Here is a 14165-nt window from a genome sequence, read left to right on the forward strand (position 1 = left end):
CTAGCCTTTCGTCGCTTCAATGATGGTGGATGCCAACCGCTGTCCCACCCGAATAGCACCATCAACATGCTGATAGCCGACCGCCGCGAGGTCGCTCGAACCGAACTGGATCGGCCCGACCGGCTCGAGCTGCAGAGCGCCGTAGCGCGTCAGGCCACCGAGGTCGAAGCTCGCCGCATACGCGCCGCGAGTCCACTCTTCGGAAGCCCAGTCGCTTTCGTAGTACACGGCCGGGGTGAGTGCTTCGTCGCCGTAATAGGTGGCGAGCGATTCGAGGATGCGCTGCTTGCGGTCGGCCGGATCAAGCGCGAACAGTTCGTCGGCCTTCTCCCCCGACACGAAGCCCACGAGGGTGCCGCGCACTTCACCGTGGTTGGTGTTGTCGTACGCTTCGTGAACCAGTTGGTAGGGGCTGAACGCGGTTCCCGAGAGGCCCGCCGCGCGCCAGAACGGGGTCGCATAAGTAGCATGCACCTTGATCACAAGCCCGAGCGACGAGTGTTGCTGCATCTGTTGACGCATTCGCGGCAGGGCCGGAACATAGTCGATGCGATCGTAGAGGTTCGGCGGCACTGCAACGATGACGTGTTTCGCCGTGACCGTGAGCTCGTCGCTCGTGACGGTCGCGCCAGCGGCGTTCCGCTCAATGCGGCGAACCGGCTGCGAGAGTCGAACGACGTCGGTGCCCAATGCCTCAGCCATCACGAGCGGAACCTGCTGCAGACCACCCACCACACGCTTGTCGAGAATGAAGTCGGAGTCAACGAGGTTGCTGAAGCTTCCCGCGCTGGCTGCCATGAGCAACGCCTGCAACAGCGAGAACGCGTGGGCGGGCTTGGTGAGCATCGCCTCGGCAACGAACAAAGCAATGTTGTCGATTGCTTCGGCATCCGTGCTCTGGCTCTCTAGCCACGCGCGGTACGAGACGCGGTCGAATTCTGCGGCCCGCGGATGCTCCCATGGAGCCTCAAGGTCAAGCTCAGCGACGAGCTCGTCGAGCACTGCAATGAGCCGAGTGATCTCCGCTTCGGTCGCAGCCCCCGCCGGAAAGATGTCTCCCGTAAAGCGGCGAGCCACGCCATCTTTCGAGACGTAGACGCTCTCGCCTTCGCGGTAGCGCGAGTAGGTTTCGAGGCCCAGCTCGGCAAGCATGTCGATAAGTGCGGTCTGGTCGGGAGAAACCCACTGGCCACCGACCTCAAACATTTGGCCGTCGATCGAATCGGTCAAGAGGCGACCACCAATGCGGTCGCGCGCTTCGAGCACGATCACGCTGTGACCTTCGCGAACGAGGGCTCTCGCCGCGGTGAGGCCGGTAGCGCCGGCTCCGACGATGACGACGTCGCGGTTAATGGTATTCATGCTCACCATTATTTACCACCTGTTCAATAAGAGTCAAGAACGGCTACACTGCGAGGATGGCAGCAGGCACAACTCGACGACGAAACGCCACTGAGCGAGCATCCGAAATCCGCGACGCGGCTCAACAGATCGCACTGACTCGTGGTCTCGCCGCAATCTCGTTGCGCAACCTCGCCGCCCACTGCGGAGTCACCGCGCCCCTCATTGCACACTACGAGCCCAGCATGGAAGCCCTCGTGGCTTCGACCTTCGCATCGATTGCCGAGAAGGAAATTGCCGAGGTCGAACGTTTCGCTCTCGCACCAGATAAGCCGCTCGATCAGATTCGCGCACTCATTGAGGCCATCGCCGATCCCGCGCGAGACAACGTCGGCGAGGTCTGGACCGACGCGTGGAGCCTCGGCCGACGCAACGAGCCACTGGCCGAAGCCGCCCGTCAGTCAATGGATTCTTGGCATGCTCTCGCCATCGGCATTATCCGCGCAGGTCAGGATGCGGGCCAGTTCGCGCCGGTGAGCCCCGAGCGGGCAGCGCTCGTGCTCTTCGCGCTCGTAGATGCCACCTCTGCGTACCAACTCGTCAACTTTCGCAGTCGCGAGACCCGCGACGCTCTCGTGCGGGAAACCCTCGAGGACATGCTCGACGTGTCGCTAAGGATCAACGAAGACGCTCGCAACCCCAGCAACAAACCGACCGTCTAGAGGTTCCGCAGGTCGCACTCTGCACCCGCAACAAAGCCCCGCATTCGTTGAGAATGCGGGGCTTTGTCGGTCGCAGCTATTTGCAGACCGTCAGCTGTGCGACTCCGCTGCCGAGAGCTCCCGCTCCGCCAAGCAGAACTCGACTGGAAGTGTCGAAGTCATTCAGGTTGCTCACGACCCCCTTCGGGACACAGTTTCCCGGCACCACGTACAAGGGGGCCGATGTGCCACCAGCGAGCGCGGCGCCAGCGAGCGCATCCGCGAATCCGGTTCCGACAGCAAAGAAGGCCCGCGGAGCGGTGTCGAAGCTTGCGCTATTGATCGCCTCCGAAGTCTCGTAGCGGTCAGCGCCGGAGTACCGAGTGACCTTCGTGACCCCAGGCTGCGCATCTAGAGCCTTGAAAACCTTGCTGGAGACCACACCGGTGCCTCCAGCGATCATGATCTTCGAAATATCGAGACGATCGATGAGCTTGGCGGTTGCTGAGTTGACGCCGCTACCGGTGCCGTCGATCAGGATGACCGGGCTTCCCGTGTTCCCTGCTGCAGCGCTGGCGCTCAGAGCGTCTGGGTAGTTGGCACCAGTGGCAAAGAATGCGGTGTTCGATCCATCGGGGAATGCTCGTTCGGTCACGATGCGTGACGTCTCATAACGGCTTGCGCCACCATCACGTCGAATCTTGGGCGCCAATGCTGCGAGCTGCTTGTAGATAGAACTTGACAGCACACCGGTTCCGCCTACGACAACGATGAGATCCGGATCAAGCCGTTTGATCTCGTTCTTCACCACGGTCGGCAACCCTGTTGGTGGTGTCAGCAGAAGCGGACCGCCCTGTTTGGCTGCGGCAGGAGCAGCGCTGAGAGCGTCAGGATAGTTCTCGCCGGTTGCGACGTAGACAACGCTGACTCCCGGGTCGAACTCCTGTGAGATTGCGACCGCCGTCGAATAGCGGTCGGAGCCTGAGAGGCGCTCAACATCGCTCGGGGTTGCTGCGGGAGCAGGAACGCTCGCGCCGTACTTTGCAAAGTTCTGGACGGCCCACGTGGTGCCGTTGATAGTCAAGAAGGCAATACCGATGTCGGTGAAATCACCCATGATGTTCGCGCGATGCCCCGGAGAATCCATCCACGCATCGTGGACTGCGGTGACCGACGGCCAGCCGCGGGCGACGTTCTCGCCAGCTCGTGTCCAGCCGCTCGGAATCTGAGTCGAGTAGCTCGGGTTGTGGGACATGGTGCCATTGGCGGCCATCTTCTTAGCCCAGTCAGACGCGACTGTGTTCATCGAAGAGTTGATCTTCAACGGCCCCAGACCTTCGGCAGCACGCGCCTCATTGACGAGAGCGAGAATGGTGTTCTCGCCAGCAGCAGTCGCCGGCGTTGGACTTGTAAACACCGCCCCCGATGCCAAGACAGCCGCAATTGCGATAGCACTAATCCAACGCGCGAATAGACGACGCGTTGAAAACCCCCCGGTTTTCCCCATGCTGTGTAGGCTACGCGACCGCTTCTCACCGCACAGTCCCCCATTGCGGGGACGATCAGTCCGCAGCAGGGGCTCGAGCACGGCCTTGTCCCACTGGCGTGAGGCGTGCTCCGGCATCGCTGCGAACGCTGAGCAACCTCGATAGGGTGGCCTCGTGAACCCATTACTTCCGGCAGCTTATGACCTCGCTTACTCGTTGGTGATAGGCGGGGTCGCCCTCGTCAACGTGCTCGTTTCGTTCCTTGTCGCGATGGCAGCAAAGCGCAAGGACCGAGCTTTCGGCTCGTTTTTCTGGCTGTCATTCGCCATGGGGTTCCTAATCCCCGCGCTCGTCGTTGCCGCGCTGCCATTTCGCGAGGATGATCCTGATCGACCCAGCAATAAGTCACGACTATAAAACCGGCAACACGTCAAGCGCACAAAAAAGCCCCGCATTCACCAGGAATGCGGGGCTTTTCTTTGGCGGTACCGGTGGGATTTGAACCCACGGTGCGCTTTCACACACACAACTTTTCGAGAGTTGCACCTTCGGCCGCTCGGACACGGTACCGGGAGAGAGTTTAGTACAGATATTGACGACGTGCGTTCACTGATTTTTACGCATCCAACTCAGGCCGTGGAGGAGCACGGCTCCCACCAGAGAAACAGAGCCCAGAATGAAACCGCCGGGAGCCAACGACTGCACGCTGGAGACAATCGCGTAGCTCTCGATCGCGCCATTTGCGTTGCCGTAGAGGATCGAGTTCGCCCACCAGAGCGCTGACACCGTCGTAACGAGCCCCACAACACCGAGCGCCCACAACACGTAGAGCCAGGGGTTGCGCGCGAGACTTGCGGGCGCAGCGGTCGCGACGTCGCCCGCTATCGCTCCGGCTGTCGCTCCCGTGTCATCCACGTACTGCGACTGCGGGTCAGGAGTACCGTGCTCTGTCGACGCCCAGAGAGCGGGTTCCAAAGTACTTTCGGGTGGAACAATGGGCGGCGCGGATGCCTCCGCTCGCTCGCCGTGCTCCCCTTCCGCGTATCCCCGTTGGAAGGCGGGGTCGAACCGCGGATCGAAGGTCTTGTCGGCCACTGCGATGCTCCCTTGTTCGGTATCCCATCGTAAACACGATCGCGCTGAAATCGCGCATTCCTCAGCAATTGTCATGGAGTGGGTTTCGCTCGGCGAGAACAACTGGCTCGCGGCATACCCCTAGGGGTATGCTCGAACAATGAGCTCCGCCACCACACCACGCCCCCGCCGCATCCTCGTTATCGGTGGAGTAGCCGCCGGAATGTCCTTCGCCACCCGCATGCGCCGTCGCGATGAGCGCGCCGAGATCGTGGTGTTCGAGCGCAGCGGCCATGTCTCTTTCGCCAACTGCGGCCTCGCCTACTACCTCGGCGGCGTTATCACCGAGCGCGACGAACTACTGCTCCAGACTCCCGCGAGCCTCGGCCGCCGCTTCGGCCTCGACGTTCGCGTCAACCACGAAGTCACCGCGATCGACCCCGCAGGCCACAGCATCACGGTGCACAACCGCAGCGACGGCTCGACAAGCACCGAGCACTTCGACGAGCTCGTTATTGCTACCGGCGCGAGCGCCGCCATCCCGGCCATCGCCGGCAGCGAGCGGATGCTCGTACTCCGCAACATCGAAGACGTCGACGCCCTCCACGCCTCCCTCGGCGATCTAGACCCCACGACCGCAAACGTCGTCGTACTCGGTGCCGGCTATATCGGCGTCGAAATGGCCGAGAACCTCGCCAAGCGGGGCCTCAACGTCACCCTCGTGCAGCGCCCCGCTCACATCCTCGGCACGCTTGACGCCGAAATGGTCACGCCCGTCGAAGCCCACTTGCGTGCCCATGGCGTTGACCTTCGCCTCGGCACCGAGGCGATTGCGGTGGATGACTCCGCCGTGCAACTCAGTGACGGCTCGAGCGTCGCGGCAGACGTTGTTGTCGCAGCAATCGGCGTGCGCCCCGACAATGCCCTCGCCGTGCACGCTGGGCTGGCAACCGGAGCCGCTGGCGGCATCCGGGTCAACGCTGGCTACCAGACCAGCGAACCGCACATCTATGCCGTCGGTGACGTCGCTGAAAAGGTCGGTGCTATCAGTGGTGAACACGAACTCGTCGCCCTCGCAGGGCCCGCCAACCGCGATGGCCGCTACCTCGCTGACACGCTCGCCGGCGACGAAGTGGCATCGAAGCCGGCCCTCGGCACCGCGATCGTCGGCGTCTTCGAGCTGACCGTCGCGAGCCTCGGCTCCACCGAGCGCGCGCTGCGGGCTGCGGGACGCACCATCCGCGTCGTCCATACCCACCCCGTGTCGCACGCCGGCTACTACCCCGGTGCTCAGTCGCTCTCGCTCAAGCTCATCGTTGACGCCTCAACCGACCTCATTCTGGGCGCTCAGGCCGTTGGCAAAGAGGGCGTCGACAAGCGGATGGATGTGCTGGCCACCGCCACGAGCTTCGGCATCACCGCGAGCGCTCTCGCCGACCTTGAGCTCGCCTACGCCCCGCAGTACGGCTCAGCCAAAGACCCGATCAACCACCTTGGCTACGTTGCGAAGAACCTGCGCGACAACCTCAGCGCTTCGATTCAGTGGCACGAGATCGACGCCGAACTCGCGGCAGGGACCCTGTTGGTGGATGTTCGCACCGTCGCCGAATTCGAACGCGGCGCCATCCCGCACGCCGTCAACATTCCGCTCGACGAGCTGCGCGAGCGTCTCGCCGAACTCGGTGAGCGCCGCGTCATCGTGCACTGCCAGGTCGGCCAGCGCGGTCACACCGCCGTGCGCATCCTCGCTCAGAATGGTTTCGACGCCGTGAACCTCGACGGCGGCTACCGCACCTGGAGCGCGGCCACCGCGTAACCCGCGGCTCTCGCTCCCCCGTTTTCCCATTCGCCCGCCTCGTCCACTTCATCACTCGCAAGGAATTTCATGAACACCATCACCACGCAGACACTCGCCGAACTCACCAACCCCGTCGTCATCGACGTGCGCGAACCCGCTGAATACGTGTCGGGGCATGCACCCGTGGCCGCCAGTATTCCGCTCGGAGAACTCGTTGCCCGGGTCGAAGAACTCGATCGCGACGACACCGTGTACGTCATCTGCGAGAGCGGCGGCCGCAGCGCACAGGCCGTCGAATGGCTCAACACTCAGGGCTTCGACGCCATCAACGTCGAGGGCGGAACGTCAGCGTGGCGTAACGCTGGGCTGCCCATCACGAAGGGCAACTGATCATGACGACGGATGCTGCAGCCACGAGCACCGCGGATGCCACGGCAGTCGTTGCCGAGGCTGGCCACGATCCCGAGGCCATGCGCAAGATCATGAATCGCCTCAAGCGTGCCGAAGGACAACTTCGCGCCCTCATCGAATCGATGGGCGCCGACTCGAATTGCAAAGATGTCGTGACGCAGCTCTCGGCGGTGAGCAAGGCCCTCGACCGTGCCGGTTTCATGATCATCGCCAATGCTCTGCAGTCGTGCTCAACGGAAGACGCCGATGGCCAGGGCAGCCACGACGGCATGACGAAAGACGACATTGAGAAGCTCTTCCTGACGCTCGCGTAGCGGTGTCAGTCGTGCCGCCTACTGTTGAACTATGGCCCGAGCTGTAACTAATTTTCGCTGCACTGAGTGCGGCTGGACCTCCATCAAATGGGTAGGCCGCTGTGGCGAATGCCAGCAGTGGGGCACCGTGACCGATGCTGGTGCGGCCACCGGCATCACCAAGCGGGTCTCGACCGTCGCGGTCTCTGAGACCAGCGGCGCACGCTCCATTACCGAGATTGGCGCGGAGTCCGTCGCGCACTGGCCGAGCGGCATTGCCGAGTTTGACCGTGTGCTCGGCGGCGGCGTTGTTCCCGGAGCCGCCATTCTGTTGAGCGGCGAGCCCGGCGTGGGTAAGTCCACCCTGCTTCTTGAAGTCGCCTCGCGCGCAGCAGCATCCGGCCAGCGCGTGCTTTATGTGACCGCCGAGGAGTCCGTGAGCCAAGTGCGGCTGCGGGCCGAGCGCACCAACGCCCTGCACCCCTCACTCTTTCTCGCGGCCGAAACTGATCTCGGCACCATCCTCGGCCAGATCGACCACGTTAAACCCCAGCTCGTGATCGTGGACTCGGTGCAGACCGTCGCCTCCGCTGCGACCGAAGGCATTGCCGGCGGTCCGTCGCAAGTGCGCGAAGTGGCTTCCACGCTCATTCGCGTGAGCAAAGACCAGAATTTGCCCATCTTGCTCGTCGGCCACGTCACCAAAGATGGCAACATCGCCGGCCCCCGATTGCTCGAGCACCTCGTGGATGTCGTGCTGCAGTTCGAAGGCGACCGCCAGACCGCGCTGCGCTTCGTGCGCGCGCACAAGAACCGTTTCGGCTCCACCGAAGAGGTCGGATGCTTTGAGATGACCGGCGAAGGCATCGCCGAAGTCTCTGACCCCAGTGGCCTGTTCCTCTCGCACGCACGTCAGCCCGTCAGCGGCACCTGCGTCACGATCGCGCTGGAAGGCAGACGTGCCCTCCCCGTGGAGGTTCAGGCACTCATCGTAAAATCCCAAGCCCCGCAGCCGCGGCGCGTCGTGAATGGCGTTGACGCCTCGCGCGTGGCCATGTTGCTGGCGGTGCTCGAGCGGCGAGCGGGAATCCCGCTCTCCACGTTCGACGTTTACGTCTCGACGGTGGGCGGCATCCGGGTCACTGAGCCTGGCGCCGACCTCGCCATTGCTCTCGCCATCGCCAGCGCCTACAAAGACAAAGCGTACTCAGCCACGATGGCTGTCGTCGGCGAGATTAGTCTTGCTGGTGAGATTCGCCCCGCGTCGTCGTCGAAACAGCGCCGCGCAGAGGCCACCCGTCTGGGCTTCAGCACCGTGATCGATTCGGATGCCGCTCACGTGCGTGAAGCACTGCGCCTCGCTTTCGCTGGCGCGACCGACGAGCGCGTGCAGATCCCCGAGTTCTAGACCGCACGGCACCGCCAGCCGCGCTTAACGAAGCAACGGCGACTCGTCCGAAGACGAGCCGCCGTTGCGACTGAAGCTGTGGAAACCGAGTGGCTAGCCGAACAGAGTCCAGAGACCCCAGTCCTCTACGCGCCAGCTAATCCAGCCGTTTTCGCGCTGCAAGCTCACCAGGATCGAGTCGCGCTGACCATTGTCTGGCTTCACTGCGCGACACGTGAAGGTGTCACCGATAAGAACCGGCGGAGTCGCCGGGCATTCAAGTTCAATATTGGCGCCGAGCGTTGCCGCCTGAGCCTGAATCGAATCTTCGATCTGAGTGCTGAAGGTCTGCGGGATGAGCGAAATGATCAGACCCGGAAGGATCAGCATTCCAACCACGAGCGAGACAAGAGTTGCCGACCAGGTAGCGATCGGGGCGATGCCCTTACCGGTCTCGCGCATTGTGCGGATGCCGCGCATCACGAGGTAGACCGGTGCCGTCAAGAATGCCCACGCTGCATTCGCGGGGCGTTCGTGGCCCCACACCTGAAGCAAGAGGTTGTCGTAGGCGGCTAGACCGAGAACAACGATGTACGGAGCGACCCACACCACGAGCAGCAGCGGCAGGTTGTTACCGAGGCCCGCACCCGCGATGAGGAACATGGCGCTCAACAGCTGCACGAGGGGCAGGATGGCAATGAGCCAGACAGCCGCATTGTAGGTACGGTGTTGGCGAATCTCGCGCTCGGGAGCTTCTTCTTCTTCGGCGTAGGCGCTCAGCGTGGATGCACCAGGCATCGTGTTCGCGTGAGCGGTGGCCGACTTGGGGAGCAGTTGAGGCTCTTCGGCCTCACGAGTTTCATCAACGGGAGCTTCGAGCTCGCGCAGTGTCATCGCGAGCAGCGGCTGCGCGCTTAGCTCGTCGTGAACGGGTGCGGTCTCCGGCTCCGGCTCGCTACGAGTCTCGGTGACCAAGAAGTCAGCGGAACTGTCGCGCTCACTATCGCGCTGCGCACGTCGGGAAGGGTACCCGCCGATGTCATCGTTGAAGTCGTCTTCATCGTCGTCATCCGCGAAGGCCAGCTTGGTCGCTGACGGCTGAACAACGATAGGGGCACGGGCATCTGAGGTGTGCTCAGTCCAAGCTTGGGCGTCCCACCAGCGCAACTGGGGCAACCCAAGAGGGTCTGGGTACCATCCCGCTGGCACACCGAAACTGTTGTCTTCCACGTGGAACAGAGTAACTGGCACAGACGGGGGATAGAAAGGCCTGTTTATAACATTGATGTTCGCGCGAGTCTGGATGTAACCCTAAAGAGTGCCGAAAAAGGCCCAAAATGGTCTAATTTGGCTTCTTTGTCCCCTGAACTGGGTCAGCAACCCCACCAAACGAGTATGGGGGAAATTACGGCAGAACGAGCATTTGGCGACGCTCGTCACGAAAGCGTGAGGGCATCCAGGATGTCATCGGGGGACGCCTGCATGGTGTGCGGGCCCGCGACGTCGAACCACACCGACTCCAAAACGCCCTTGTTGGTCTCCAAAAAGGCACGCAGGTCATCCGCACGGTACGCCACGACCTGATGGTCGGTTTCTTCGGGAAGCATCGCGACATAGGTATCGACCGAGGAGAACAGCAGAAGCATGTATTTGTCAGCCTCGCCCCGTCGGAACACGCGCACTTGAGGCTCAGCGCCCTCCGCAGCATCCTCACCGCCACCGCCACTGACGTCGACGAGCATCGGCACCATGACGCGGTCGTTGCGCAGCGCGAGGGCGACCGACATAGGGTCACCAGCTTCAAGAGCCTGCGCGAGCATAGGGGAACTGAATTCGGCGCTCTGCGCCGCGGAGGTTGAAGAAGCCATGACCTATCCGGGTTAGTTCAACAAGAACTGTTTGGTGCTCTTAGAGCTGATGTCGCCGACCGAAACTTCGAGGTGGTAACTGGCACCACCGGCCGTCACGACGGGGCGGTCTGACTCACACGTGTCTGTTGCCGAGCGGGTGCGATCCCACTCGATGGAGCTCGATTGCACGGGCACACCGGGCTGGAGCACGACCGTTGCCGACTCGCCTTCAGTCTGGCAGTGCTGTGAGTTCCAGATCTCGTCGTCACCGCTGGTGATTACGAACTCTTGGATGTCGCTGCCTGCCTCAACTACGCAGGGTTCCGTCATGGTGCTCTTGAGCGAGAACGACAGTTGAGGGTTCTGGCCCTCGTCGTAGCTCGAGGAATCGGTAACCGCTTCGAGGCTGAGCTTGGCCGGGTCACAGATTGCTGATCCGGAGGCATCCGTAGCCGCGGGAGAGCTGGATGCCGCAGCCGATGGCTCCGTGCTCGCTGAAGTGGCAGCAGGGTCCGTCGATGCCTTCGGGCCGAAGATGATCAGCAGGACGATCGCGATCACAGCAAGGACCCCTAGCCCGACGATCAAGCGCCGGCGCCAGTAGACGCTGCTTGACTGCGGGCCGACCGGATTCCTAAACGTCGACATACCGCAAGGCTAAACGTCTGAGGCCGCTAAAGGTGCTTCAGCATGCGCGTGTTGCCGAGGGTATTGGGTTTTACACGGGAAAGATCCAGAAATTCGGCCACACCCTCGTCAGGAGAGAGCGCCAACTGGGCAAATACTGTCGGATCAACAATTTCTTCGCTCACCGGCTCAAAGCCGTGCCGTTGAAAGAACGCGGTTTCGAACGTAAGACAGAACAGTCGCTCAAGCCCCAGCGCACGCGCATCCGCTTCGATCTGATCGAGCAGCGCGTGGCCGACACCTGTGCCGAGCCACTCTGAGGCGACAGCAAGGGTGCGCACCTCGGCCAAGTCTTGCCACATCACGTGCAGGGCACCACATCCGATGACTGAACCATCGGGGGCAACGGCGACGCGAAACTCCTGCACGGCCTCGTAAAACACCACAAGGTCTTTACCGAGCAGAATGCGCTCGTTTACCAATGGCTCGATGAGGCCCTGGATCGCCCGCACGTCGTGCGTTCGTGCCGGGCGGATGCTGAAGGTGGTCACGCCATAACGGTACCGCCCAGAGCGCCCTTAACAACGACAGCGGCTGCCCAACACCCGGAGGTGTCGTGCAGCCGCTGTCGTGTGGCTAGTGCCGCGGGGGCAAGGTCAGAGGCTTAGGCCTCGACCTCGGCCGGCTCCTTTTCGGGGAGACCGGGCTGGCGGCTCGTGACGAACACGAACTTGTTGTCAACAAAGTCAACGTGCACGTGGTCACCCGCGTTGAGCTCGCCGTGGAGGATCTTCTCGCTGAGCGCATCTTCCACTTCGTGCTGCACTGCGCGGCGAAGCGGTCGGGCACCGAGGGCGGGGTCGAACCCGACTTCGATGAGACGCTCCTTGGCAGGAACAGTGATCTCGACGGTGAGGTCGCGATCCATCATGCGCTCAGAGAGTCGCTTGATGAAGAGGTCAACGATCTGCAGCAGCTCTGCCTTGCTGAGCTGCGGGAAGACGATGGTCTCGTCAACACGGTTGAGGAACTCCGGCTTGAAGTGCTTCTTCAACTCTTCGACAACCTTGCCGCGCATGCGGTCGTAGCTTGTCGACGAGTCGCCTTCCACCTGGAAGCCCATGGGGCCAGCGGTGATGTCCTTGGTACCGAGGTTGGTGGTCATGATGATGACGGTGTTCTTGAAGTCCACCACGCGACCCTGGCCGTCGGTCAAGCGACCCTCTTCGAGGATCTGCAGGAGCGAGTTGAAGATGTCGGGGTGAGCCTTCTCGATCTCGTCGAAGAGCACAACGCTGAATGGCTTGCGGCGCACCTTCTCGGTAAGCTGGCCGCCCTCTTCGAATCCTACGAATCCGGGAGGGGCACCGAACAGGCGCGAGACGGTGTGCTTCTCGCCGTACTCACTCATGTCGAGCGAGATCATGGCTGACTCGTCGTCGAACAAAAACTCGGCAAGAGCCTTCGCGAGCTCCGTCTTACCGACACCGGTCGGACCGGCGAAGATGAACGAACCACTCGGACGGTTGGGGTCCTTGAGGCCAGCACGCGTGCGGCGGATGGTCTTGGAGAGAACCGAGATGGCTTCCTCTTGACCGATGACGCGCATGTGCAGTGCCTTCTCCATGAAGATAAGGCGGCTGGACTCTTCTTCGGTGAGCTTGAAGACGGGGATGCCGGTTGCTGCTGCCAGAACTTCGGCAATCAGACCTTCATCCACGATTCCGCTCGCGCCGACGTCGCCCGACTTCCACTGCTTCTCAAGGCGCAGGCGCTCTCCGAGCAGTTTCTTCTCTTCGTCGCGCAGGCTTGCAGCCTTCTCGAAGTCTTGGTCTTCGATGGCGCCTTCCTTGCGCGAACGAACGTCGGCGATCTTGTCGTCGAATTCGCGCAGCTCAGGGGGTGCCGACAGGATCGACAGACGCAGGCGTGCGCCAGCTTCGTCGAGCAGGTCGATGGCCTTGTCAGGCAGGAAGCGGTCGGCGACGTAACGGTCGGCGAGGTTCGCTGCGGCAACAATGGCGCCGTCGGTGATGGACACCTTGTGGAACGACTCGTACTTGTCGCGCAGTCCCTTAAGGATGTTGATGGTGTGCGGCAGGTTAGGTTCGTGCACCTGCACGGACTGGAAGCGGCGCTCGAGCGCGGCATCCTTCTCAAAGTGCTTGCGGTATTCGTCGAGGGTCGTCGCACCAATGGTCTGGAGCTCGCCACGAGCCAGAAGCGGCTTGAGGATGGAAGCTGCGTCAATGGCACCTTCAGCAGCACCGGCGCCCACGAGGCTGTGGATCTCGTCGATGAAGACGATGATGTCGCCGCGGGTGCGGATCTCTTTGGTGACCTTCTTGAGGCGCTCTTCGAAGTCACCGCGGTAACGGCTACCGGCAATGAGGCTTCCGAGGTCGAGCGAGTAAAGCTGCTTGTCTTTCAGCGTCTCGGGAACGTCGCCAGCAACGATCGCGTTGGCGAGGCCCTCAACAACAGCCGTTTTACCGACACCGGGTTCACCGATGAGGACGGGGTTGTTCTTGGTACGGCGGGAGAGGATCTGCATAACGCGTTCCATCTCCTTCTCGCGACCAATAACGGGGTCGAGCTTGCCATCGCGAGCCGCCTGAGTGAGGTTGCGGCCGAACTGGTCAAGAACCTGCGATCCCTTGTCGGGCGCAGACTCGTTGCCACCAACGGCAACGGCTTCCTTGCCCTGGAAGCTACCGAGCAGCTGGATAACCTGCTGGCGAACCTTGTTGAGGTCAGCGCCGAGCTTCACGAGCACCTGAGCGGCAACACCTTCACCCTCGCGGATGAGGCCCAACAGGATGTGCTCGGTGCCGATGTAGTTGTGACCGAGCTGCAGCGCTTCGCGCAGGCTCAGTTCAAGTACCTTTTTGGCACGTGGCGTAAAGGGGATGTGGCCGGTCGGCTGCTGCTGACCCTGGCCGATAATGTCTTGCACTTGCTCGCGCACGGAGTCGAGTGAAATACCCAGCGACTCAAGCGCCTTAGCGGCAACACCTTCACCCTCGTGGATGAGGCCGAGCAGAATGTGCTCGGTGCCGATGTAGTTGTGGTTGAGCATTTTGGCCTCTTCTTGGGCCAAAACGACTACACGACGGGCGCGGTCGGTAAATCTCTCAAACATCTCTTCACTCCTTAGATACCGCTACAGATTCGGTACCGATGTAAAGAGACTAAC

General features: G+C 62.0%; 14 protein-coding genes and 1 tRNA gene. 6 read left to right on the forward strand and 9 right to left on the reverse strand.

Annotation, left to right across the window (positions count from 1 at the left end; genetic code table 11):
• Entirely contained in the window at nucleotides 1-1362 is a 1362-nt protein-coding gene (locus tag ACWTV3_RS06210) for a flavin monoamine oxidase family protein (RefSeq protein WP_498477306.1), read from the reverse strand.
• 56 nt (nucleotides 1363-1418) lie between these two features.
• Here ACWTV3_RS06210 and ACWTV3_RS06215 point away from each other — a divergent pair, with 56 nt between their 5' ends.
• A complete protein-coding gene (locus ACWTV3_RS06215) occupies nucleotides 1419-2063 on the forward strand; it encodes a TetR/AcrR family transcriptional regulator (protein ID WP_498477307.1) in 645 nt (214 codons plus the stop codon).
• A gap of 76 nt (nucleotides 2064-2139) precedes the next feature.
• Here the strand turns inward: ACWTV3_RS06215 and ACWTV3_RS06220 are convergent, their stop codons facing one another.
• Complete coding sequence (locus ACWTV3_RS06220) at nucleotides 2140-3459, reverse strand: cell wall-binding repeat-containing protein (protein ID WP_498477308.1); 1320 nt, start codon at nucleotides 3457-3459, stop codon at nucleotides 2140-2142.
• Between the two features lie 244 nt (nucleotides 3460-3703).
• On the opposite strand from ACWTV3_RS06220, the gene ACWTV3_RS06225 reads away from it, so the two are divergent.
• Nucleotides 3704-3946 carry a hypothetical protein gene (locus ACWTV3_RS06225; protein WP_498477309.1) on the forward strand — a complete coding sequence of 81 codons (243 nt, stop codon included), beginning with the start codon at nucleotides 3704-3706 and terminating at the stop codon, nucleotides 3944-3946.
• A 63-nt stretch (nucleotides 3947-4009) separates the two neighbouring features.
• On the opposite strand, the gene ACWTV3_RS06230 is transcribed toward ACWTV3_RS06225, so the two are convergent.
• Both ACWTV3_RS06230 and ACWTV3_RS06235 read right to left on the reverse strand, forming a co-directional pair.
• Nucleotides 4010-4099: transfer RNA gene (locus tag ACWTV3_RS06230), tRNA-Ser, on the reverse strand.
• 36 nt (nucleotides 4100-4135) lie between these two features.
• Nucleotides 4136-4624 (reverse strand): hypothetical protein, encoded by a 489-nt coding sequence (locus ACWTV3_RS06235; protein WP_498477310.1) that lies wholly within the window; start codon nucleotides 4622-4624, stop codon nucleotides 4136-4138.
• Between the two features lie 139 nt (nucleotides 4625-4763).
• Between ACWTV3_RS06235 and ACWTV3_RS06240 the strand changes: the two genes are divergently transcribed.
• The 4 genes from ACWTV3_RS06240 (at nucleotide 4764) to radA (ending at nucleotide 8513) form a co-directional block, all read left to right on the forward strand.
• On the forward strand, nucleotides 4764-6419 hold the full coding sequence (locus ACWTV3_RS06240; RefSeq protein ID WP_498477312.1) for an FAD-dependent oxidoreductase: 1656 nt from the start codon (nucleotides 4764-4766) through the stop codon (nucleotides 6417-6419).
• A gap of 69 nt (nucleotides 6420-6488) precedes the next feature.
• Nucleotides 6489-6791, forward strand: a complete 303-nt coding sequence (locus ACWTV3_RS06245; RefSeq protein ID WP_498477313.1) for a rhodanese-like domain-containing protein — start codon at nucleotides 6489-6491, stop codon at nucleotides 6789-6791.
• Between the two features lie 2 nt (nucleotides 6792-6793).
• Nucleotides 6794-7126: a metal-sensitive transcriptional regulator gene (locus ACWTV3_RS06250; protein WP_498477314.1), complete on the forward strand. Its 333-nt coding sequence runs from the start codon at nucleotides 6794-6796 to the stop codon at nucleotides 7124-7126.
• A 31-nt stretch (nucleotides 7127-7157) separates the two neighbouring features.
• Nucleotides 7158-8513, forward strand: a complete 1356-nt coding sequence (gene radA, locus ACWTV3_RS06255) for a DNA repair protein RadA (RefSeq protein WP_498477315.1) — start codon at nucleotides 7158-7160, stop codon at nucleotides 8511-8513.
• A gap of 93 nt (nucleotides 8514-8606) precedes the next feature.
• Here the strand turns inward: radA and ACWTV3_RS06260 are convergent, their stop codons facing one another.
• From ACWTV3_RS06260 to ACWTV3_RS06280, 5 genes are all read right to left on the reverse strand, one after another.
• Entirely contained in the window at nucleotides 8607-9722 is a 1116-nt protein-coding gene (locus ACWTV3_RS06260) for a DUF2510 domain-containing protein (protein ID WP_498477316.1), read from the reverse strand.
• A 206-nt stretch (nucleotides 9723-9928) separates the two neighbouring features.
• Nucleotides 9929-10360, reverse strand: a complete 432-nt coding sequence (locus ACWTV3_RS06265; RefSeq protein ID WP_498477317.1) for an SseB family protein — start codon at nucleotides 10358-10360, stop codon at nucleotides 9929-9931.
• Nucleotides 10361-10372: 12 nt separating this feature from the next.
• Nucleotides 10373-10990, reverse strand: a complete 618-nt coding sequence (locus tag ACWTV3_RS06270; protein WP_498477318.1) for a hypothetical protein — start codon at nucleotides 10988-10990, stop codon at nucleotides 10373-10375.
• Nucleotides 10991-11016: 26 nt separating this feature from the next.
• A complete protein-coding gene (locus ACWTV3_RS06275) occupies nucleotides 11017-11520 on the reverse strand; it encodes an amino-acid N-acetyltransferase (protein ID WP_498477319.1) in 504 nt (167 codons plus the stop codon).
• Nucleotides 11521-11633: 113 nt separating this feature from the next.
• The gene (locus ACWTV3_RS06280; RefSeq protein ID WP_498477320.1) at nucleotides 11634-14111 is read right to left on the reverse strand and encodes an ATP-dependent Clp protease ATP-binding subunit; all 2478 of its coding nucleotides are present in this window, start codon (nucleotides 14109-14111) and stop codon (nucleotides 11634-11636) included.
• Between the last annotated feature and the right edge of the window lie 54 nt (nucleotides 14112-14165).

This window comes from Salinibacterium sp. AL4.1 (assembly GCF_059767305.1).